General features: G+C 70.8%; 21 protein-coding genes. 14 read left to right on the forward strand and 7 right to left on the reverse strand.

Annotation, left to right across the window (positions count from 1 at the left end; translation table 11 throughout):
* Positions 1-360: 360 nt before the first annotated feature.
* The 3 genes from AB0O82_RS07630 (at position 361) to AB0O82_RS07640 (ending at position 2,940) form a co-directional block, all read left to right on the forward strand.
* Positions 361-1,287, forward strand: coding sequence for a slipin family protein (locus AB0O82_RS07630; protein ID WP_363581189.1), 927 nt, complete (start codon positions 361-363; stop codon positions 1,285-1,287).
* 420 nt (positions 1,288-1,707) lie between these two features.
* Positions 1,708-1,869 (forward strand): YqaE/Pmp3 family membrane protein, encoded by a 162-nt coding sequence (locus AB0O82_RS07635; protein WP_363581191.1) that lies wholly within the window; start codon positions 1,708-1,710, stop codon positions 1,867-1,869.
* 39 nt (positions 1,870-1,908) lie between these two features.
* On the forward strand, positions 1,909-2,940 hold the full coding sequence (locus tag AB0O82_RS07640) for a YihY/virulence factor BrkB family protein (protein ID WP_363581193.1): 1,032 nt from the start codon (positions 1,909-1,911) through the stop codon (positions 2,938-2,940).
* A gap of 292 nt (positions 2,941-3,232) precedes the next feature.
* Here the strand turns inward: AB0O82_RS07640 and AB0O82_RS07645 are convergent, their stop codons facing one another.
* Both AB0O82_RS07645 and AB0O82_RS07650 read right to left on the reverse strand, forming a co-directional pair.
* Complete coding sequence (locus AB0O82_RS07645; protein ID WP_363581195.1) at positions 3,233-3,967, reverse strand: Type 1 glutamine amidotransferase-like domain-containing protein; 735 nt, start codon at positions 3,965-3,967, stop codon at positions 3,233-3,235.
* Between the two features lie 390 nt (positions 3,968-4,357).
* Entirely contained in the window at positions 4,358-5,005 is a 648-nt protein-coding gene (locus tag AB0O82_RS07650; RefSeq protein ID WP_363581197.1) for a TetR family transcriptional regulator, read from the reverse strand.
* 109 nt (positions 5,006-5,114) lie between these two features.
* On the opposite strand from AB0O82_RS07650, the gene AB0O82_RS07655 reads away from it, so the two are divergent.
* Positions 5,115-5,642 (forward strand): HXXEE domain-containing protein, encoded by a 528-nt coding sequence (locus AB0O82_RS07655; protein WP_363581199.1) that lies wholly within the window; start codon positions 5,115-5,117, stop codon positions 5,640-5,642.
* 237 nt (positions 5,643-5,879) lie between these two features.
* The gene (locus tag AB0O82_RS07660) at positions 5,880-7,043 is read left to right on the forward strand and encodes a nitric oxide synthase oxygenase (RefSeq protein WP_363581201.1); all 1,164 of its coding nucleotides are present in this window, start codon (positions 5,880-5,882) and stop codon (positions 7,041-7,043) included.
* Positions 7,044-7,485: 442 nt separating this feature from the next.
* Here the strand turns inward: AB0O82_RS07660 and AB0O82_RS07665 are convergent, their stop codons facing one another.
* The 5 genes from AB0O82_RS07665 to AB0O82_RS07685 form a co-directional block, all read right to left on the reverse strand.
* The gene (locus AB0O82_RS07665; protein ID WP_363581203.1) at positions 7,486-8,523 is read right to left on the reverse strand and encodes a sugar ABC transporter substrate-binding protein; all 1,038 of its coding nucleotides are present in this window, start codon (positions 8,521-8,523) and stop codon (positions 7,486-7,488) included.
* Positions 8,524-8,603: 80 nt separating this feature from the next.
* Positions 8,604-9,317, reverse strand: a complete 714-nt coding sequence (locus tag AB0O82_RS07670; protein WP_363581205.1) for a FadR/GntR family transcriptional regulator — start codon at positions 9,315-9,317, stop codon at positions 8,604-8,606.
* A 135-nt stretch (positions 9,318-9,452) separates the two neighbouring features.
* Positions 9,453-10,484, reverse strand: a complete 1,032-nt coding sequence (locus tag AB0O82_RS07675; RefSeq protein ID WP_363581207.1) for an ABC transporter permease — start codon at positions 10,482-10,484, stop codon at positions 9,453-9,455.
* Positions 10,468-12,024 (reverse strand): sugar ABC transporter ATP-binding protein, encoded by a 1,557-nt coding sequence (locus AB0O82_RS07680; protein ID WP_363581209.1) that lies wholly within the window; start codon positions 12,022-12,024, stop codon positions 10,468-10,470. The genes AB0O82_RS07675 and AB0O82_RS07680 overlap by 17 nt, the downstream gene beginning before the upstream one ends.
* Before the next feature lie 83 nt (positions 12,025-12,107).
* Positions 12,108-13,154 (reverse strand): sugar ABC transporter substrate-binding protein, encoded by a 1,047-nt coding sequence (locus AB0O82_RS07685; RefSeq protein ID WP_363581211.1) that lies wholly within the window; start codon positions 13,152-13,154, stop codon positions 12,108-12,110.
* A 516-nt stretch (positions 13,155-13,670) separates the two neighbouring features.
* On the opposite strand from AB0O82_RS07685, the gene AB0O82_RS07690 reads away from it, so the two are divergent.
* Genes AB0O82_RS07690 through AB0O82_RS07730 form a run of 9 tightly spaced genes read left to right on the forward strand, consistent with a single transcriptional unit; the run spans position 13,671 to position 21,663 of the window.
* A complete protein-coding gene (locus AB0O82_RS07690) occupies positions 13,671-14,522 on the forward strand; it encodes a fumarylacetoacetate hydrolase family protein (protein ID WP_363581213.1) in 852 nt (283 codons plus the stop codon).
* A gap of 11 nt (positions 14,523-14,533) precedes the next feature.
* Positions 14,534-15,874, forward strand: coding sequence for an L-fuconate dehydratase (locus tag AB0O82_RS07695; protein ID WP_363581215.1), 1,341 nt, complete (start codon positions 14,534-14,536; stop codon positions 15,872-15,874).
* On the forward strand, positions 15,871-16,632 hold the full coding sequence (locus AB0O82_RS07700; RefSeq protein ID WP_363581217.1) for an SDR family oxidoreductase: 762 nt from the start codon (positions 15,871-15,873) through the stop codon (positions 16,630-16,632). The genes AB0O82_RS07695 and AB0O82_RS07700 overlap by 4 nt, the downstream gene beginning before the upstream one ends.
* Positions 16,629-17,627 carry an aldo/keto reductase gene (locus tag AB0O82_RS07705; RefSeq protein ID WP_363581219.1) on the forward strand — a complete coding sequence of 333 codons (999 nt, stop codon included), beginning with the start codon at positions 16,629-16,631 and terminating at the stop codon, positions 17,625-17,627. Before AB0O82_RS07700 ends, AB0O82_RS07705 begins: the two co-directional genes overlap by 4 nt.
* On the forward strand, positions 17,627-18,367 hold the full coding sequence (locus tag AB0O82_RS07710; RefSeq protein WP_363581221.1) for a (Fe-S)-binding protein: 741 nt from the start codon (positions 17,627-17,629) through the stop codon (positions 18,365-18,367). Before AB0O82_RS07705 ends, AB0O82_RS07710 begins: the two co-directional genes overlap by 1 nt.
* Positions 18,364-19,815, forward strand: coding sequence for a LutB/LldF family L-lactate oxidation iron-sulfur protein (locus tag AB0O82_RS07715; RefSeq protein WP_363581223.1), 1,452 nt, complete (start codon positions 18,364-18,366; stop codon positions 19,813-19,815). The genes AB0O82_RS07710 and AB0O82_RS07715 overlap by 4 nt, the downstream gene beginning before the upstream one ends.
* Entirely contained in the window at positions 19,812-20,465 is a 654-nt protein-coding gene (locus tag AB0O82_RS07720; protein ID WP_363581225.1) for an LUD domain-containing protein, read from the forward strand. Before AB0O82_RS07715 ends, AB0O82_RS07720 begins: the two co-directional genes overlap by 4 nt.
* Entirely contained in the window at positions 20,462-20,773 is a 312-nt protein-coding gene (locus tag AB0O82_RS07725; RefSeq protein ID WP_363581227.1) for an L-rhamnose mutarotase, read from the forward strand. The genes AB0O82_RS07720 and AB0O82_RS07725 overlap by 4 nt, the downstream gene beginning before the upstream one ends.
* Positions 20,770-21,663 carry an amidohydrolase family protein gene (locus AB0O82_RS07730; protein ID WP_363581229.1) on the forward strand — a complete coding sequence of 298 codons (894 nt, stop codon included), beginning with the start codon at positions 20,770-20,772 and terminating at the stop codon, positions 21,661-21,663. The genes AB0O82_RS07725 and AB0O82_RS07730 overlap by 4 nt, the downstream gene beginning before the upstream one ends.
* The last annotated feature ends 23 nt before the right edge of the window (positions 21,664-21,686 follow it).

Consider the following 21,686-nt stretch of genomic DNA (forward strand, 5'->3'; position numbering starts at 1 on the left):
GTGACCTCATCATGTGAGGCTCACCATGCCCATGCAGTCGCCCACCCGCGCCGACGGCCCGGCCCCTGTGGCGCGCCCGCCCTCCCCCCTCGGCAGGGCCGGCGAAGAGCCCCCCGCAGCGGCGTCGGCGACCGAGGCCCGGCCCGCTCCGGCGGGGCGGTCCGCTGCGTCGGCCGGTCGCCCTCCTCGCCGGGGGCCACGCAGATACCCTGCCGAGACGGAGCCTCCCACGTGCTGCGTGCCGCCTCGCAGCGGCCGGCGGGCCGATCCCGGCCGAACAGGCGGCCCCGCGTCCCGGGCCGAGTGGTCCCTGTCGCCGGGGCCGGACGCACTCTCCCGACAACTGAACAGAGGCACGCCATGAAGATCCTGATCGTCGCCGTCGTCATCGTCGTCCTGCTGGTCCTGGTGGGCCTCCTGCTCTCCGTGAGGATCGTCAAGCAGTACGAGCAGGGCGTGCTGTTCCGGCTGGGCCGGGTGCGCGGCCCGAAGAAACCCGGCTTCACCCTGATCGTCCCGATCGTCGACGTCCTGCACCGGGTGTCGCTGCGGATCGTGACAATGCCCATCCAGTCCCAGGGCATCATCACCCGCGACAACGTCAGCGTCGACGTCTCGGCGGTCGCCTACTTCCGGGTGGTCGACGCGGTCAAGTCGGTCGTCGCGATCGAGAACGTCTACTCCGCCATCGACCAGATCGCCCAGACCACGCTGCGCAAGGTGGTCGGGCAGCACACGCTGGACGAGACGCTGTCCGAGACCGACACCATCAACCTCGACATCCGCGAGATCCTGGACGTGACCACAGTCGAGTGGGGCGTCCAGGTGACGCTGGTGGAGCTGAAGGACATCCAGCTGCCCGAGAGCATGAAGCGGGCGATGGCCCGCCAGGCCGAGGCGGAGCGGGAGAAGAGAGCCAAGATCATCAATGCGCAGGGCGAGTCGCTGGCCGCGGCGGCACTGGGCGAGGCCTCGGACACCATGATGGCCCACCCGCTGGCCCTGCAACTGAGGAATCTGCAGAGCCTGGTGGAGATCGGTGTGGACAAGAACACCACCGTCGTCTTCCCCGCCCCGCTGATGAGCACCATCGGCGAACTCGGCTCCTTCCTGGCCCGCGAGAAAGCCGCGGCTGCCGCCGGACCGCCCGTCCCGGTGTCGCTGGAAAAGCCTCCGGCGGCCACCACGCCACTGCTCGTCCAGCAGCCGGCCCGCGGGCTGCTGGTCGAACAGCTGCCGGACGGCGAGGTGCAGGCCAACGGAGGACCTGTCGTCCTGCGGAAGTAACGCGGCACGGGCGGGCACGGAACGGTCCGTGCCCGCCCGAGAAACCGAGGCGAAGTCATGATCGAGAGCATGCCGGGCACGCTGTGTGGAACGGGGCGAGACGGAGGTTCGTGATGGTTCTCTTCCTGCTGGTCGTCATCGTGGCGATCGTGCTCGCATCATCGGCATCGTCGTCCATGGACTGCTCCACCTGACCGCCATCGCCGTCCTCCTGCTCATCGCCGCCGCCGTGTACCTGGCCGTATGCCCGGCACGGAACCGGCGCTCTCGACGGTGACACGCGGGCGGACATGCAGCGCGGACGGAGACGATGCCTCCGATGCGGTCCGGCCGACTGCCCGCCGGGCGGCCGACGGTGAGACGATGAGGAGGCGGGTCACCGTGCCGTCGGCCACCGCACCTTCGGAACGAGGGGTGATCATGGGCAAGGTCCTTCTGGTGCTGTTGTGCCTGGTCCTGCCGTTCCTGGCGGTACTGATCAAGGACGGGCCGAGCATGAAGGTGCTCTGGGCCTTCCTCCTCCAGCTCTGCGGCCATGTGCCCGGAGTCATCTACGGCATCTACCAGGTGGTCAAGGACTGAGACCCCGAAACAGACACCCGACACGCCGGGTTGGCACCCATGTCACGACACGAGAACGAACACCGGCACACCAGCACGGCCGACGGGGCCGGGCCCGCCACCAACGGAGCCGGGCCCACCGAGAGCCCGACCGACCTGTCCAAGAAGTCGTGGTGGGGCGTCCTGAAACGCACCACCAAGCAGTTCAAGGCCGACAGCCTCAGCGACGCGGCGGCCGCGCTCACCTACTACGGGCTGCTGGCGATCTTCCCCGCCCTGCTCGCGCTGGTGTCGATCCTGGGACTGGCCGGCAGCTCCGCCACCAAGCCGCTGCTCGACCGCCTCCGCGACCTCGGCCCCGGATCCGTCCGCCAGCTCCTCACCACCGTGGTGCAGCAACTCCAGACCGACCAGGGCAGGGCGGGTTTCGCACTGGCCATCGGGATCGTCCTGGCCCTGTGGTCCGCCTCCGGCTACGTCGCGGCGTTCATGCGCGCCGCCAACCGGGTCCACGACACCGCTGAGGGCCGGCCACTCTGGAAGACCCTGCCCACGCGCCTCGCCCTGACCGTCGTCATCATCGCGCTCCTCGCCCTGACCGCCACCGGTGTCGTCTTCACCGGCGCACTGGCCACCCGGACGGGGAAGATCCTCGGAGTCAGCGAGAACGCCGTACAGGTGTGGGACATCGCCAAATGGCCCGTCCTCGTCATCATCGTCATCGCGATGGTCACCCTGCTCTACTGGGCCGCTCCCAGCGCCGAAGCGCCCAAGCTGCGCTGGATCCTCCCCGGAAGCCTGGTCGCCGTCGCGCTCTGGGTCACCGCGTCCGGCGCGTTCGCCCTCTACGTCGCCAACTTCAACAGCCTCAACAGCACCTACGGCAGCATCGGCGCCGTGATCCTCTTCCTCCTCTGGCTCTGGGTCTCCAACGTCGCGATCCTGCTGGGCCTGGAGTTCAACGTCGAACTGGAACGCGGACGAGCCATCGAAGCCGGCCACCCGCCCGAGGACAAGCCCCACCCCGAACCCCGCGACACCCGCACACCACCACCCGACACCCCGCAGGACCACGACGGACCCGGTCGCTGACTCCCGGTTGTGCTCTCACCACTTCGCCTCTCAACCCGCCCAGTGGCACACCAGCCGACCGCGCACCACCTCGGCCCCGTGTCCAAGAGTCAGCTGGCGTCGGCATGCAGCAAGAAGCACGCGGGTCAGGACAGCCAGGGCGGCAGACCTGGACCTCACCCCGATGGGGTTCCCGCACTCGGTCCGCCGCAGCCCGTTCACCAGCGCGGCGGCCAGTGACCAGGCCGGCTGGGCCCGTCCCCGGCCGGGAAACGACCCGACCGACGTTCCCTTCAGGAACTACCCGGTGCCGTCAGGGCTGGAACAGTTTCCACTGCCCCTCGGAGACGACCTGGGCGGTGCCGTCGACCACCTTGATGGCGGTCTCGTCGTCGATCGCATACGTCGGCGCGGGAATCCGTGCCGCCCACCTCTCCGCGTTGGCCAAGGAGGCGTCGGGGTGGTCCGGGTGCTCCAGGTGCGGGATCACCGCGAAGTCGACGAGTCCTGCTCCCTGTCCCGTGACCAGGATTCTGTCGACGTCGCCCTGAGGCGTGGCGAAGACGATGTCTTCCGACCTCAACGGTCCATCGTTCCCGCGGGGCGGTTCGCGGTAGGTCTCGACAAAGGTGGAGGCAACAGCCATGCTCCCGGCGCTCACCCCCACGTAGACCGCCTCGGAGCGCAGCGTCGGCAGTAGGCCGGTCAAACCGGAGCGCCGCATCCAGTTGGCGAGGAACAGGGGGTCGCCGCCCCATACCAGCAGTGCGTCGGCGGCCTGGACCGTTGGCACCCAAGCAGCCTCTTCGATGCTCGACAGCGCCGTCAGCTCCAGGATCCCCAACGATTTCCAACCCAATCCACACAACGGCGATGGACCCTCACCAGAGATCGCCCGCCACGCCATGCCGGGCCCGCCAGGGAAGGGGTAGATGGCGGTGGGGACGAACAGGGCGTTGGACTCGGCGATCGATTTGCCCAGCAGGTCGACCAGCGCGTCGTGGATGCTGCTGTTCTTGATCCCGGACGACGTGAGGAGTGCTCTCATGTGCCTACCTCCCTGAGTTGCCTGCTGCGGAGCGCTCGCTGCGCCCCGGACCTCGCTGGACCTGCGCTCGGGTCGGACACGGACCGATCCGGGCGGTGCGATGCACCACCCGAACGCCGGTCCGATCACGACAACGAGACACTCCGACACCATAGAACGCGGGTACGACACAACCCGGCCGCCGTAACCGGTCAGAGCACTCGGTGACGACGTGACGTGCGTCGGTGGCCCGAACGGTGCCCTCTCAGACCGCTACTCGACGGCCACGCCGGCCAGTTGTCTCCCAGCCATCGGGGAGCGCTGGATCAGCGGCGCGTGAGTCGCCGGCCTCCACCGCCGCGGCGCCGACGCGGGCGTCACTCGAATCGGCTGGTCCGTGGCAGGTGATGCTCAGCCTTCCGTGTCGCCCTCCGGCCGCCGTGGCGGGGCGAGGAGTTCGTGGAGGGCGGGGGCGATGACGGTCGCGATGTGTTCGGGGGAGGCTTCCTCCAGGGGCGGGAAGCGAAGGACGTGGCGGCCGATGCCGATGCCGAGGACGATCGAGCCGAGCAGGGCCGCCTTCAACTGGGCTTCCTCGCCCGGGATCGCGACCACCATGGGGTCGCGGTCCGGGTCGGCGAGGAAGGCGGCCCGCAGCGTGGACCACGCCTGTTCGTGGGTGAGCATCGCGCGGACGACGTGGAGCGCGCTGCCGCCGGTGTCCTCCAGGGCGTGAAGGAAGTCGAGCAGCATCCGCTCCCCGAGTCCCTCGCCCGTGTCGCCGCCCGTGCCGCCCTCGTCCTGCCACTGGGCGCCGCGCAGTTGGAACTGCTCGATGACCGCGCGGGTGAACAGCGACTCCTTGGACGTGAACCAGCGCATCACCAGTGACGCGTCGACGCCCGCCCGTGTGGCGATGGCGCGCACGGTGGTCGCGTCGTAGCCGTCCCGGCGGAAGAGTTCCCGGGCGGCGGACAGCACCGCCTGCTCTCCGCGCCTGCGGCGCTCTGCTCTGGAGGCGGCGAGTGGTGTGCCGGCCGGTTCGGCTGATGTCGACATGGCTGGATCCTACCCGATTTGATCAACGCTGTTGACCGAAGTGGGGTTGAGGGCTAGCTTGAGTCAACGCCGATGACCCAATCTTCAACCGATCTGTGAGCAGGGGAACATGACGATGGACCTGGTACGGGCACGAGTCGACGCCCGGTGGTGGATCTGGGGGCTGCCGCTCTCCTTCGCGGTGCACGACGGGGAGGAGGCCGTCGCGATCGTGCTCGACGGCGGCCTGGACCAAGGCGGCACACGTTTCACCGTCGCGCAGTCCCTCACCGCGATCCTGGCGGAGTTCGCCGTGGTCTGGGCCCTCACCCTGTTCGCCGACCGCGCCCTGCGGGCCGGACACACCGGGCGTACCGGTCCCGGCGGTTGGGCGCTCGACGCCTACGCCGCCCTGCTGGGCGGCTGGACCCTGCACGGGCTCCACCACGTCTACCTCGGGCTCAGCGGCAGCGGCTACCCGCTCGGGGTGATCACCGCCCTGCCCGCAGTGGTGCTCTACGGCGCACTGACCTACGCGGCACTGCTGCGCGCCGGGCTGCTCGACAGGCGGCGGACGGTGCTCAGTCTGATCGCCGGGGCGCCCGCCGCCGTCCTGCTCATCGCCGCCGCCCTCACCTTCGGCCGCCTCACCTCCTGAGCGCGGGCAGCCCTCGCGGGAGCCCCGCGAGGGCCACTCCGACCCCCACCCCGGCCCGCCCCGCGCGACCCGGGTCCCGCAGGGCTTTTCATCACCGAGTGCACGCAAGGGTTTCGTCAAAACGACCTCGGCTGGGTCCGCGCGTTCGCTTCCCCGGCGTAGTCTCCGGCTGCGTCCGTGTGTTTCGTGCAAGTTGAATCGGCTCCTTTCCCTCGCTGTTGACAGGGGATCAGCATGATGAGCTCTCGGGTGTGCGTAACCCCGTCCACGCCTGCCGCTCCGCTCGCGGAGGCAGTAGCGTTGATACGTCAACTCACCGTGGAGGGACATCTTCCGGCCGGCGGCGCGCAGCGGCGGGTAGCGGAGATCACGGAGGAGCTGGCGACGACGGGAAGTTACTCCCAGACCCAGCAGGAGTTGTTGGTCGGCTCCCGGATCGCGTGGCGGAACAATCCGCAGTGCATAGGCAAGTTCTACTGGAAAGCACTGGAGATCCGGGACTGCCGTGCGATCGGCACCGGCACCGATGGCGGTGACGAGGGAGCGGTGTTCGAGGCACTCGTCGAGCATTTGCGGCAGGCGTGGAACGGGGGCAAGGTGCGCCTGCTGCTGAGCGTCTTCGCGCCGAGCACACCCGAGCGGCCCGGACCCCGGCTGTGGAACGGCCAGTTGATTCGCTACGCCGGCTACCGGCAGTACGACGGGTCCGTGATCGGCGACCCCGAGACGGCGGCGCTCACCGAGGCGGTCCAGCGCCTGGGGTGGCGTGGTCAGGGCGGCGAGTTCGACGTGCTGCCGCTGGTCATCCAGTGGCCCGGGCGTGAACCTCGGTGGTTCGAGCTGCCCGCGGACGCGGTCCCGGAGGTGCGGATCAGCCATCCCGAGTACCGGTGGTTCGAAGAACTCGGCCTGCGCTGGCACGCCTTTCCCACGATCTCCAACCAGGTCCTCGAACTCGGCGGGCTGCGGTACCCGTTGGCACCCTTCAGCGCCTGGTACACGTGCACCGAGATCGGTGCCCGCAACCTGTCCGACACCAACCGATACGACAAGCTGCCTGAGGTCGCCCGGCGGATGGGCCTGGACACGGCCCGGGATCGCACCCTGTGGCGGGACCGCGCGTTGCTTGAGCTCACGGCGGGGGTGCTGCACTCGTACGACCGGGCCGGGATCTCCATCATCGACCACCACTTCGCCACCAAACAGTTCGTGCGACACGAGGAGCGCGAGCAGAAGAGCGGGCGCGACTGCCCGGCCGACTGGTCCGCGATCGTGCCGGCCACCAGCGGGTCGACCACTCCGGTCTGGCAGCGCCGCTACGACGCCACTCGGGTGCTGCCCAACTTCTCGCCGCACCCGCCGTCCTGCCCGGCCCAGGGCGCCGAGGGACTCCCGAGCTGACTGGTGCGCCACTGCTGGCACGGTGACGGAAGCCGGACGCTGCCGTCGGCCGCCGGCCGGCTTCGTGGCGGTCTCTCCCACGGGGCCGTCCCGCTGTAGGAGGTGGTCGGCGGGAACCTGGACGGGGGGAGTCGGCTGGTTGACTGGGCGGCGGACTGTTGTACGAGCGGCTGGTTCGCCGTCAGGAAGGCCTTGTCACCGGTGGTGGCGTTGCTGCCGACCGAGGTCTCGGCGAGTGCCGCGACGCTGTCGGAGGTCGCCGCGGCCGGGGTGTGCCCGGACCGGGGTCAGGGCGACTATCGCCCTGACCACCGGTGCACTTCGTACGGTGCGGCCCTTCAGCGGGGGTGGGTGGGGGAGCGATCAGTGGTGGTGCACAGACCGGAGTCCCGTCGTCCCGTTGTTGCGGTGGATGCCGGCCTGGTTCCGGGGCCCGCCTCGGTCAGCCCGCGGCGTGGTTGGCCCAGAGCGACGGGTCGTCGACGTTCTCCTTGGTGACCAGGGGAGCGGGGAGCTGGTCCTCCAGGCCGTTGGGCAGGGTGATGATGGTCGACTGGTGGTCGGTGGGCCCGGGTTGGAATTTCCTGCCTTCGGCAGCGGCCTTGGCGTAGTACAGGGCGTACTTGGCGTAGAGGTCGGCGGGCTGGGAGACGGTCGCGTCGATGTCGCCCTTGCGGATCGCGTCGAACTCCTGCGGGATGCCGTCGTTGGAGACGATGGTGATGTGGCCGGGCTGGCCGGCGGGCTTGAGCAGGCCTTTCTGGCGTAGGAGGTCGAGGGTGGGCTGGAGGAAGACGCCGCCGGCCTGCAGGTAGATGCCGTTCAGGTCCCGGTTGGCGGCGAGGGTGGACTGGAGCTTGGCGGAGGCGATGTCGCCCTTCCAGTCGGTGGGCAGCGCGATCACCTGGATACCGGGGTAGTTGCGTTTCATGCAGGCGGCGAATCCCTCGGAGCGTTCGTATCCGTTGATGGAGGTCAGTGCGCCCTGGAGCTCGGCCACCTTGCCCTTGCCACCGAGCTGCTTGCCGAGGAACTCGCAGGCTTTGGTGCCGTACGTCTTGTTGTCGGTGCGGACCACCATGTAGACGCTGCCGTGCTCCGGTTCGGTGTCCACGCTGATCGTGTGGATGTTGGCACGGAACAACTCGGAGAGTGTCGAATCGGTGGTCATGGTGTTCTGCGGCGCCATGACGATGGACTTGGGGTGTCGGGCGGCCAGCGACTGGACGTTGGCGGTGAACGTCGCGTCGTCGCCGTTCGAACGGGTCGGGGGCAGGACACTCAGCTGCTGGTCGTTGATCTCCTGCTGGAGGTACTTCGCGTACGCCTTCCAGAAGTCGGAGTCGGCGCGGGGGATGTCGATGCCGATCTGGGGGCGGGAGTTGCCGGGGTCATCAGTGCCACCGCAGGCGGTGAGGCAGCCGGCGAGCAACACGGCGATGCAGCCCGTGCAGGTGGTCCGGATGGTTCGGCTCTTCATGTGTCAGACCGTCCTGGGTCGTGGGGGTCTTGCGCGCTGAGGGGGAGGGGAACGGATGTGCGGGATTCGGCACGTCGCCGTCAGGCGATGGCGTCGAGGTCCGGGGGGTCGAGGTCCGGGGGGCCGGTGCCGGCGGCCAGCCAGTCCTCGACGGCGGCGACGTGCACGGTGCTGGCACTGGCGGCCAGGACGGCGTCGTGGTCGACCAGGGCCCGCCAGATGGCCTCGTGTTCGCGGTGGGCCTGCTCGCGGGCAGAGGCGTTGTGCGTACCGCGCACGATGCGCAGCCGCTGGGTGTGGGTGGAGAGGATGCCGAGCAGGGTGGACAGCACGGGGTTGCCGACGGCATCGGCGATGGTGCGGTGGAACTCGATGTCGAGCTCGATGAACTCCTCGATGCCGGCAGCCGCGGCGCTCTGGTCGAGGACGGCCCGCAGCGTTCGCAGGTGGTCGTCGGTGAGCAGGCCGGCGGCGAGGGCGGTGACCTGCGGCTCCAGCAGGCGCCGCACCTGGAGGAGTTGCCGGGCCGTGTGCCCGTGGGAGACGTCGGAGGCGAAGGCCATGGCTTCCAGCAGGAGGTGTGGCTCCAGGCCGGAGACGTAGGTGCCGTCGCCCTGCCGGGGGACGAGGATCCGCATCGCGGTGAGCGCCCGGACGGCCTCGCGCAGCGAGTTGCGGGACAGCCCGAGCTGGTCGGCGAGGTCGGCCTCGTTGGGGAGTCGCGCGCCGGGCAGCAGGGCGCCGGAGACGATCATTTCCTTGATCTTCTCGATGGCCTGGTCGGTCACCGCCATGGTGTTCGCCTCCTGCGTGCGGGCATGGGAGTGCTGGTCGGTCGAGGGGGCGGGGCAGGGGAGGCCGAAGCGGCGCGACCGGTTCCCGCGGAGCTGGTCGCGTCGCTTCGGTGGCTCTCGGGCCGGGGGACCCCGTCACTCCTGTTTCTCGCCCGAGGCGAAGCGGGAGATGATCAGCGCGACGATGATGATCGCGCCGTTGAGGAACTGGTTCCACAGCGGCGGCACGCCCGCGAGGGTCATGACGTTGACCACGAGCTGGAGGGTCAGCACACCGGTCAGGGCGCCGAAGAGGGTGCCGCGGCCGCCGTTGAGGCTGACGCCGCCGATGACGGTGGCGGCGAAGACCTGGAAGATCCACCCGTTGCCCTGGTCGGCGGAGATGGAGCCGTAGTGGCCGGTGTAGAGGACGCCGGCGAAGGCGGCCAGCAGGCCGCCGAGGATCAGCACGGTCCAGGTGATCCGGTCGACCCGGATGCCGGCGGCGCGGGCGGCCTCGGAGTTGCCGCCGATCGCGTACAGGGCGCGGCCGTGGCGGAGCCAGGCGAGGGCACAGCCGCCGGCCAGGAAGAGCAGGGCGCAGATCCAGATCGCCGCGGGGACGCCGAGCCAGCTGGTGCTGCCGAGGTAGGTGAAGGAGCCGGGCAGGTTGACGATCGACTGGCCCTGGGAGATCGCGACCTGGAGGCCGCGGAGCAGGGTGAGCGCGCCGAGGGTGACGATGAAGCCGTTGAGGCGCAGCTTGAGGATCAGGAACCCGTTGATCGCCCCGATCAGCGCGCCGACGGCCAGGCACAGCGGGATGGCCGTCCAGGAGGGCAGGAGCCCGAGGCCGTTGAAGCGCGCGCCGTGGTCGGGGAGGACCAGCCAGACGGCGATGACGGGGGCCACGCCGATCGTGGATTCCAGGGACAGGTCCATCCGGCCGACGATCAGGATCAGCGCCTCGGCCAGCACCAGCAGGCTCAGTTCGGTGGCCTGCTGGCCGACGCCGAGGAGGTTGTCGGAGGTGAGGAAGGCGGGTGAGACGACGAAGCCGATGACGCCGAGGACGAGCAGGACCGGTACGAGCGACAGGTCGCGGTAGCGGGCGAGGTCGAAGCGCCGGCCGGCCGGTGCGGTGCCGGCGGTGGCCGCGCGCGGGCTGACCTCAGTGGTGGGAGACATTGCGTTCCTTCGTGTCGGTCGGGCCGGACATGCCCTCCATGGCTGCGACCAGCTGTTCGTCGCTCCAGCCGTGCTCGAACTCGGCGACGACGCGGCCGTGGAACATGGCCAGGACGCGGTCGCAGACCCGCAGGTCGTCGAGTTCGTCGGACACGATCAGAGCGCTCCTCCCGGCGTCGGCGACCTCGCGGACGGTGCCGAGCAGGGACTCCTTGGATTTGACGTCGACGCCGTTGGTGGGCCGGATGGCCACCAGGACGTGCGGCTCGGTGGCCAGGGCCCGCGCGATGACCACCTTCTGCTGGTTGCCGCCGGACAGCGCGGACACCGGGGCCGAGGGGCCGGGTGTCTTGATGTCGAGGTCGCCGATCATCCGTTCGGCGAAGGCCCGGGTACGGGAGGGCAGCACCGTGCCGAAGGGCCCGAGCTGGTCGGTGACGGTCAGGGTGGCGTTCTCGGCGACACTGCGCTGCGGGATGAGGCCCTGGATGTGCCGGTCCTCGGGCACGAACCCGATGCCGGCCGCGAGAGCGGCGGGAACGCGCCCGGTGCGCACCGGGCGGCCCGCGACGGTGATCGTGCCGGCCTGCGGGCGGTGCAGACCGGCGATGGTCTCGCCGAGCCGGACGTTGCCGCTGGCGGCCGCGCCGGCCAGGCCCACGACCTCGCCGGCGTGCGCGGTCAGGGAGAAGTCCTGGTAGGCGCCGGCCAGGCTCAGGCCCGAGACGTCCAGCAGCGGGGCACCGTCGGGGCGCGTCCGGCCGGTCACCGACCAGGCGGGCCCGCTGTCCCGGGAGCTCTCGCCGGTCATCGCCTCCACCAGGGCCTGCTGGTCGAGTTCGGCGACTGGCGCGGTGATGATGTGCCGGGCGTCGCGGTAGACCGTGACGGTGGTGCAGAGGTCGTAGACCTCCTGCAGGTGATGGGAGATGAACAGGAAGGCGACGCCCTGTTCCTGCAGTGAGCGCAGCTTGTCGAAGAGCCGCTCGATGCCGCGCGCGTCGAGCTTGGCGGTGGGCTCGTCCAGGATGATGAAGCGGGCCCCGAAGGACAGCGCCCGGGCGATCTCGACGAACTGGCGCTGCTCGACACTCAGGTCCTCGGCGCGCGCGGTCGGGGCGACGTCCACGCCGTACTCGGCGAGCAACTCGGTAGCGCGGCCGCGCAGCTGTTTCCAGCTGATCGGGCGCAGGGCGCCTTTGCTCTGCCTGTCCAGGAAGAGGTTCTCGGCGACGGTCAGCGCGGGGATGATGGTGGAGCGCTGGTAGACGCAGGCGACCCTGGACCGCCAGGCGTCGGTGTCACCGGGGGCCGGGGCCTGCTCGCCGTCGAAGCGCAGGGTGCCGGTGTCGGGGTTCTGCAGGCCGGTGAGGATCGACACGAGCGTGGACTTGCCCGCGCCGTTGCGCCCTACCAGGGCGTGCGACTCGCCGGGCGCGACCGAGATGCGGGCGTCGCTGAGGGCGACGGTGGCGCCGAAGCGCTTGCTGATCCCGTCAGCCTCGACGACGGGGCCCCGGACGGGGCTGGGGTCCGCCATGGCGGGGACGTCCTTTCCGCAGGATCCGTGCGTGGCGGCCCGGGAAGGGGGGTCCGGGCCGCCACGCACGAGGGGTCGGTGGGCTACTTGCCTACGCCGTTGCCCCAGAGGGACTTGTCGTCGACGTTCTCCTTGGTGACCAGGGGAGCGGGGAGCTGGTCCTCCAGGCCGTTGGGCAGGGAGATGATGGTCGACTGGTGGTCGGTGGCACCGGGTTGGAAGGTCTTGCCCTCGGCCGCGGCCTGCGCGTAGAACAGCGCGTACTTGGCGTAGAGGTCGGCGGGCTGGGAGACGGTCGCGTCGATGTCGCCCTTGCGGATCGCGTCGAACTCCTGCGGGATGCCGTCGTTGGAGACGATGGCGATGTGACCGGGCTGGCCGGCGGGCTTGAGCAGGCCCTTCTGCTGGAGCAGGGCGATGGTGGGCTGCAGGAAGACACCGCCGGCCTGCAGGTAGACGCCGCCCAGGTCCGGGTTGGCGGCGAGGGTGGACTGGAGCTTGGCGGAGGCGACGTCGCCCTTCCAGTCGGTGGCCAGCTCGATCACCAGGATGTCGGGGAACTTCTCCTTCATGCAGGCGGCGAAGGCCTCGGAGCGGTCGCGGCCGTTGACGGAGCTCAGCGCGCCCTGGAGTTCGGCGACCTTGCCCTTGCCGCCGAGCTGCTGGCCGAGGAACTCACAGGCCTTGGTGCCGTACGCCTTGTTGTCGGCGCGCACCACCATGTAGACGTTCCCCTTGTCGGGGCGGGTGTCGATGCTGACCACGGGGATCTTCTTGGCGGTCAGCTGGTCGAGGGTGGAGGCGATCGCGCCGGTGTCCTGCGGGGCCATGACGACGGCCTTGGCGCCGGTGTTCTGGAAGACCTGGACGTTGGCGACCAGCTTGGTGACGTCGTTCTGCGAGTTGCTCACCGGCAGGGTGTTGAGGCCCTGGGCGGAGGCGTCCTGCTTGATGTACTGCGCGTAGGAGTTCCAGAAGTCGGAGTCCGCACGCGGCAGGTCGATCCCGAGCGCCGGCTTGCCGCCGGCGGCGGAGTCCGTCGTGCTGCCGCGGTTGCAGGCCGTGGCGGCCCCCGCCAGGACGACTACGGCGGCGGCCGTGGCCGCGATTCTGGAGGAGCGAGGCTTCATGGTGCTGATCTCCTTGGCTGGGATGTCCGGGCTCCCCTGCGAGGGTGGGGAGCCGGTGTGGCGGGAGGCGGAGAGGCCTGTCCCCCCGGGAGGTGAAGCGGGGGTGGTTGAGCCGGACCTCCCCTCCCGGCCGTCATCCAGGAGGGAGGCCATGGATGCGGCGGGTCGTGGCAGGCGCGCTGGATCGTGCTCCCCGCAGTCATCGGATGGCTTGCGATCACGAGGACCATACGAGCTTGGCACGTGACTGACAATAGGGAAACCTCGGGCGAATCTCAACCGTAACGTCCGGGCCTCCATGTTGGATGATAACGAGCTGTCATCTCCTCTCTGAGCTGGAGATTTGATGAACAGTTAGGAGATGTTCGGCTCCTGACCCCGACGGGCGCCGACAGACATCGGAGGACTTCTTGCGGTGCGTGGCCGACACTCGTATGGTCAGGGCGTCGAGGATTCATCCGATGTGTCGGCCCGGTGAAGAACCCCGGCCCGCAGACCTATGACAGGAGCCATGGCATGAAGCTCATGCGGATCGGACCGGCGGGAGAAGAGGCTCCGGCAGCCCTCGGCGACGACGGCCGGGTCTTCGCGCTCTCGGGCCTGACCGGTGACATCGACGGGGCGTTCCTCGCCTCGGACGGGATCGACCGCGTTCGCGCCGCCCTGGCTGCCGGAGAGCTCCCTGCGATCGACCCGGTCGGCCTGCGGATCGGCGCCCCCGTCGCCCGGCCGGGCAAGGTCGTCTGCATCGGCCTCAACTACCGCGACCACGCCGAGGAGACCGGCGCTGCCGTCCCCGCCCGGCCGGTGGTCTTCATGAAGGACCCGTCCGCCGTGGTCGGTCCCTGTGACCAGGTGCTGATCCCGCGAGGCTCGGCCAAGACCGACTGGGAGGTCGAACTCGCGGTCGTGATCGGCCGCGAGGCCCGCTACCTGGACTCGCCCCGACAGGCCCTCGCCCATGTCGCGGGCTACGCGATCAGCAACGACGTGTCCGAGCGGGAGTTCCAGCTCGAGTACTCCGGGCAGTGGGACCTCGGCAAGTCCTGTGAGACCTTCAACCCGCTCGGCCCCTGGCTGGTCACCCCGGACGAGGCCGGCGACGTGCAGGCCCTCGGCCTTCGTCTGGCCGTCAACGGCGAGCAGCGGCAGAGCGGCAGCACCAAGAACATGATCTTTGACGTCCCGTACCTGGTCTGGTACCTCAGCCAGTACATGGTGCTGCGGCCCGGAGACGTCATCAACACCGGCACCCCGGCCGGCGTGGCCCTGGGGCTGCCCGGCACCCCCTACCTGCGCGCGGGCGACACCGTCGAACTGGCCATCGACGGCCTCGGCACCCAGCGCCAGACCTTCTCCAACGCCTGAAAGGCACCACGTTGTCCGCAACCACAGCGCGGATCACCGCCGTCGACACCTACGACATCCGCTTCCCCACCTCGCGGGAGCTGGACGGGTCCGACGCCATGAATCCCGACCCCGACTACTCCGCCGCCTACGTCGTCCTGCGCGCCTCCGCGGGCGGCCACGAGGGCCACGGGTTCACCTTCACCATCGGTCGCGGCAACGACGTCCAGGTCGCCGCCATCGACGCGCTGCGCCCGCACGTCGTCGGACGGTCCGTCGCCCAGCTGTGCGCCGACCCCGGCTCCCTGTACCGCGACCTGATCGGTGACAGCCAGCTGCGCTGGCTCGGACCCGAGAAGGGCGTGATGCACATGGCGATCGGAGCCGTCGTCAACGCCGTCTGGGACCTCGCCGCCAAGCGTGAGGGCAAGCCGCTGTGGCAGCTGCTGGCCGACGCCGACCCCGCATGGCTGGTGTCCCAGGTCGACTTCCGCTACATCGCCGACGCGCTGACGCCTGATGAGGCCCTCGAACTGCTGCGCAAGGGCAGACAGGGCGCACCCGGGCGGGCCGCCGAACTCCTGCGCCGCGGCTACCCCGCCTACACCACCTCGCCCGGCTGGCTCGGCTACAGCGACGAGAAGCTCACCCGCCTCGCCAAGGAGGCGGTGGCCGACGGCTTCACCCAGATCAAGCTGAAGGTCGGCGCGGACCTGGAGGACGACATCCGCCGCTGCCGCGCCGCCCGCGAGGCCGTCGGTCCGGACATCCGGATGGCGATCGACGCCAACCAGCGCTGGAACGTCGCCGAGGCGATCGAGTGGACGAACCAGCTCGCCGAGTTCGACCCCTACTGGATCGAGGAGCCGACCAGCCCGGACGACGTGCTCGGCCACGCCACCGTCCGGCGCGGTGTCCACCCCGTCAAGGTCGCCACCGGCGAGCACGTGCAGAACCGCATCGTCTTCAAACAGCTGCTCCAGGCCGGCGCCATCGACGTCCTCCAACTGGACTCGGCCCGGGTGGCCGGCGTGAACGAGAACCTCGCCATCCTGCTGCTCGCCGCCAGGTTCGGCGTCCCCGTGTGCCCGCACGCCGGCGGCGTGGGCCTGTGCGAACTCGTCCAGCACCTGTCGATGTTCGACTACGTCGCGCTCTCCGGCACCACCGAGGACCGCGTCATCGAGTACGTCGACCACCTCCACCAGCACTTCCTCGACCCCGTGGTCATCGACGGCGGCCGCTACCGGGCACCCACCGTGCCCGGGTTCTCCGCCACCATGCACCAGGCCGCCATCGACACCTACACCTACCCCGACGGCACGTTCTGGGCAGCCGACCTGGCCGGCGGCGACAAGGAGGAGCGCTCATGACGACCGACCTCGACGGGCTCACCGCCCTGGTCACCGGCGGTGCCTCCGGCATCGGACTGGCCACCGCCCGGTTGCTCGGCGCACGCGGAGCGGACGTCGCCGTCCTCGACCTCGACCCGAGCGGCGTCCGCGCCCCGCTGCGCGGCTTCACCGCCGACGTCGCCGATGACCGCTCCGTACGCGAGGCCGTCCAGGCGGCGGCCGAGGCGCTCGGCGGGATCGACATCCTGGTCAACAACGCCGGCATCGGCGCCGCCGGAACCGTGGAGGACAACTCGGACGAGCAGTGGCACCACGTCCTGGACGTCAACGTGCTCGGCATCGTCCGCACCACCCGCGCCGCCCTGCCCCACCTGCGCCGCTCCGACTCCGCCTCGGTGGTCAACACCTGCTCCATCGCCGCCACGGCCGGACTGCCCCAGCGCGCGCTGTACTCGGCGAGCAAGGGCGCCGTCCACTCGCTCACCCTGGCCATGGCAGCCGACCACGTCCGCGAAGGCATCCGGGTCAACTGCGTCAACCCGGGCACCGTCGACACCCCGTGGGTCGGACGGCTGCTCGACGCGGCCGACGACCCGGCCGCCGAGCGCTCCGCACTGAACGCCCGCCAGCCCACCGGCCGGCTGGTCACCGCCGAGGAGGTCGCCGCCGCCATCGCCTACCTCGCCTCCCCGGCCGCCGCCAGCGTCACGGGCACCGCGCTCGCCGTCGACGGCGGCATGGCCGGCCTGCGCCTGCGACCGGAGCCACGCCCGTGAAGCCGCGCCACCACCCCCTCGGCCGCAGCAGGGCCCAGGTGACCGAACTCGCCTTCGGCGCCGCCGGCATCGGCAACCTGTTCACCCCGGTCACCGACGAGCAGGCCGAACAGGCCGTCACCGCCGCCTGGGAGTGCGGCGTACGGTACTTCGACACCGCCCCGCACTACGGCCTGGGCCTGTCCGAGCGGCGACTCGGCGCCGCCCTGCGCGCGTTCCCCCGGGACCAGTACACGATCTCCACAAAGGTCGGACGCCTGCTGGAGCCGGCCCCCTCCGGCGACGGCGACGACCTGGCCAACGGCTTCGCCGTGCCCGCCACCCACCACCGCGTCTGGGACTTCAGCGCCCGGGGCGTGCGCCGCTCCATCGAGGACAGCCTGGACCGGCTCGGCCTCGACCGGATCGACATCGCGTACCTGCACGACCCCGACGACCACGCCGAACAGGCACTCACCGAGGCCTACCCGGAACTCGAACGCCTGCGCGCCGAAGGCGTCCTGGGAGCGATCGGCGTCGGCATGAACCAGGCCGGGCTGCCCGCCCGGTTCATCCGCGAGACCGACCTCGACGCCGTCCTGCTCGCCGGCCGCTACAGCCTCCTCGACCAGCAGGGCCTTGCGGAACTGCTGCCCCTGGCCCACCGGCGCGGCGTCGGCGTCGTGATCGGCGGCGTCTTCAACTCCGGCCTGCTCGCCGACCCGCGGCCCGGCGCCACCTTCGACTACACCGCGGCCCCCACAGACCTGCTCACCAGGGCCACCGACCTCAGGGCCGTCTGCGAGCGGCACGGCGTCCCGCTGCGCGCCGCCGCCCTGAAGTTCCCGTTCGGGCATCCGGCGGTGGCGAGCGTGCTGGTCGGCACCCGCAGCGCCGGCGAGGCCCGGGACGCCGCCGCCATGCTCGACCACCCCGTTCCGGCGGCGCTCTGGGCCGAGCTCAAGCACCGCGGACTGCTTCCCGCGGACGTCCCGACCCCCGGGGAGGTGAGCTGATGCGCATCGCCCTGTTCATCACCTGCTTCAACGACACCCTCTTCCCCGACACCGGCCGCGCGGTGGTGACGGTGCTGGAGCGGCTCGGCCACCGTGTCGAGTTCCCCCAGGAACAGACCTGCTGCGGCCAGATGCACTTCAATACCGGCTACCGCCCCGACGCCGTCCCGCTGGTGACCCGCTTCGTCCGGGCCTTCGCCGACTACGACGCCGTGGTCACGCCGTCCGCCTCCTGCGCCGGGATGGTCCGTGACAACCACCCCCTGCTCGCCGAACGGCACGGCACCGCCTCGCTCCTCCGACAGGTCACCGAACTGGTGCCCCGGGTGCACGAGTTCACCGAGTTCCTGACCGACGTGCTCGGCGTCACGGACGTCGGTGCCCGCTTCCCGCACCGGGTCGCCTACCACCCCACCTGCCACTCCCTGCGCGGCCTGCGTCTCGGCGACCGCCCGGACCGGCTGCTGCGCGCCGTCGAGGACATCGACCTGGTCGACCTGCCCGCGGCCGACTCCTGCTGCGGCTTCGGCGGCACCTTCGCCGTGAAGAACGCCGACACCTCCGCCGCGATGCTCGCCGACAAGAACGCCGCCGTCCTGGACAGCGGAGCCGAGGTCCTGTGCGCCGCCGACAACTCCTGCCTGATGCACATCGGCGGCGGACTGTCCCGCCGGGGCGCGACCGTGCGGACCCTGCACCTGGCCGAGATCCTCGCCGCCACCGAAGGAACCGCACGATGAGCAAGCCCGGCGGCCGTGGCGTCGTCTGGCTCGGTTCCCCGTCCTTTCCCGACGCCGCCCGCGAGGCGCTCGGCAACACCCGGCTGCGCGCCAATCTGAAACGCGCCACCACCACCATCCGCGACAAGCGGCTGGCCGTCGCCTCCGAGTTGGACGACTGGGAGCACCTGCGGGACGCTGCCGCCGCGATCAAGAACCGCACCTCACGCCACCTCGACCGCTACCTCGTCCAGTTGGAGGCCGCCGTCACCGCCGCGGGCGGCACCGTGCACTGGGCCTCGGACGCCGCCGAGGCCAACCGCATCGTCACCGAACTCGTGCGGGCCACCGGCGAACGCGAGGTCGTGAAGATCAAGTCCATGGCGACCCAGGAGATCGGCCTCAACGAGGCCCTCGCCGAAGCCGGCATCACCGCCTACGAGACGGACCTCGCCGAACTCATCGTCCAACTCGGCGACGACCGCCCCTCCCACATCCTCGTCCCCGCGATCCACCGCAACCGGACCGAGATCCGCGACCTCTTCCTCGCCGAAATGGCCCACTGGGGGAAGCCCGCACCGGAGAACCTCGGCGACGACCCGCGCGAACTCGCCGAAGCCGCCCGCCTGCACCTGAGGGAGAAGTTCCTCACCGCCAAGGTGGCCGTCTCGGGCGCCAACTTCGCCGTCGCCGACACCGGCACGGTCGTCGTCGTGGAGTCCGAGGGCAACGGCCGGATGTGCCTCACCCTGCCCGAAACCCTCATCACCGTCATGGGCATCGAGAAGACCGTCCCGACCTGGCAGGACCTGGAGGTCTTCCTCCAACTGCTGCCCCGCTCCTCCACCGGTGAGCGGATGAACCCCTACACCTCCACCTGGACCGGCACCACCGACGGCGACGGCCCCAGGGAGTTCCACCTGGTGCTGCTCGACAACGGCCGCACCGACACCCTCGCCGACGAGGTCGGACGGCAGGTACTCGGCTGCATCCGCTGCTCGGCCTGCCTCAACGTCTGCCCCGTCTTCGAGCGCACCGGCGGCCACGCCTACGGCTCGGTCTACCCAGGACCGATCGGCGCCGTCCTCACCCCGCAACTGGTCGGCGTGGAGAACGCGGCGTCCCTGCCGTTCGCCTCCACCCTGTGCGGCGCCTGCTACGACGCCTGCCCGGTGAAGATCAACATCCCGGAGGTGCTGGCCCACCTGCGGGCCAAGACCGTCGAGAGCAAGCCTCGGGGAGCCGAGGCGCTGGCCATGAAGGCCGCTGCCACCGTCCTCGACTCCCCGCGCCTGCTCTCCGCGGCCCAGAAGGCCGCCGCGCTCGGCGGCAGGGCCCTCGCCAGGGAGGGGCGGATCGGCCGGCTGCCGGGCCCTTTGCACGGCTGGTCCGACACCCGCGACACCCCCGCACCTCCGGCAGAGTCCTTCCGCACCTGGTGGCGCAAGAACAGGGAAGGTGAACGATGAGCAGCCGTGAGGCGGTTCTCGGCCGCATCCGGGCGGCGCTCGCCGACGTCCCCGCCGACGAACGGTCCGACGACGTCCCCGTACCCCGGACCTACCGCCGCAGCCACACCGAGCCGGGCGAGGACACCGTCGCCCTGTTCGCCGAGCGGGTCGCCGACTACCGCGCGGACGTCACCCGCACCGACCAGGCGGGCCTGCCGGCCGCCATCGCCGCCGCGCTCACCGCAGCCGGGGCGAGCAACCTGGCACTGCCCAGCGGCTTTCCCGTCGAGCTGCTGCCGCCCGGCGACTGGCAGTGGCACCCGGAACCGCTGGACGCCCAGGCCCTGAACGCCCTGGACGGCGCCTGCACCCTCGCCGCCGCCGGCATCGCCGTCACCGGGACCATCGTCCTCGACACCGGCCCGGGCCAGGGCCGCCGCGCCCTCACCCTCGTCCCCGACTACCATCTGTGCGTCATCCGCGCCGGACAGATCGCCGCCGACGTCCCCGACGCCCTCGCCCGCCTCGACCCCGCGCTGCCGCTGACCTTCATCTCGGGCCCTTCTGCCACCAGCGACATCGAACTCGACCGCGTCGAGGGCGTGCACGGCCCCCGCACCCTGCACGTCGTCATCGTCGACCACCCCACCCACCCGGAGCAGCCATGAGAGTCGCCCTGCACACCCGCCTCCGCCCGGACCGGATCGCCGAGTACGAGGCCGCCCACCGGGACGTGCCCGCCGAACTCGTCGCAGCCATCCGGGCTGCCGGCGCCACCTCGTGGACGATCTGGCGCAGCGGTTGCGAGCTGTTCCACCTGCTGGAGTGCGAGGACTACGCCCGGCTCCTCGCCGAACTGGAGCACCTCCCGGCCAACACCGCCTGGCAGGAGAGGATGGGCGAACTGCTCGACATCAGCCACGACTACTCGAACGCCGGCGCCGGGGCCGGGCTCCCGGCCGTGTGGGAACTGTGACCGGACGTCAGATCGTCGACGCGCACCACCACGTCTGGGACCTCGGCGCGCGGCCGCAGCCCTGGATCAGCGGCGAGGCCCTCGCTCCCCTGGCCCGCTCCTTCACCGCCGCCGACCTCGCCCCCGAAGCCGCGGCGGCCGGAGTGGTCGCCACGGTCGTCGTGCAGACCGTCTGCGTCCCCGAGGAGACCCCCGAACTGCTGGCGCTGGCCGACGGCAGCGACCTGATCGCCGGCGTCGTCGGCTGGACCGACCTCACCGCCCCCGGCGTTGCCGACGCGATCGCCACCCTGCGTGAACTCCCCGGCGGGGAAAGACTGGTGGGCATCAGGCACCAGGTCCAGGAGGAGCCCGACCCCGAGTGGCTGCTGCGCCCCGACGTCCAGCGCGGCCTGCTCGCCGTCGCCGAGGCCGGTCTCGCCTACGACCTCGTCGTCAAGCCGCACCAGCTGCCCGCCGCCGCCCTCGCGGCCGCCCGGCACACCGGCCTGACGTTCGTCCTCGACCACCTCGGCAAGCCCCCGATCGCCGACGGCGCGCTCGACCCCTGGGCAGCGGACCTGCGCCGCCTGGCCGCGCTGCCCAACACCGTGGGAAAGCTTTCCGGCCTGGTGACCGAGGCCGCCCCCGGCCGGTGGCGGACGGCGGACCTCAGGCCCTACGCCGACACCGCCCTGGAGGCCTTCGGCCCGGAACGGCTCCTCTTCGGTTCCGACTGGCCGGTGTGCACCCTGGAGGCCGGCTACGCCGAGGTCGCCCGGATCACCCGGCACCTCGCGGACGGGCTCAGCGCGGGGGAGGAGGACGCGGTGTTCCGGCACAACGCGGTCCGCGTGTACGGGCTCGGCGCCCCGCGCCGGCCCGCGGAGGGACGTGCCGGATGGTCTTGACCTGTCGCGATCAAGGCCAGCTC

It is taken from the genome of Kitasatospora sp. NPDC088264 (assembly GCF_040685715.1).
In the GTDB taxonomy this organism is placed as follows: Bacteria; Actinomycetota; Actinomycetes; order Streptomycetales; family Streptomycetaceae; genus Kitasatospora.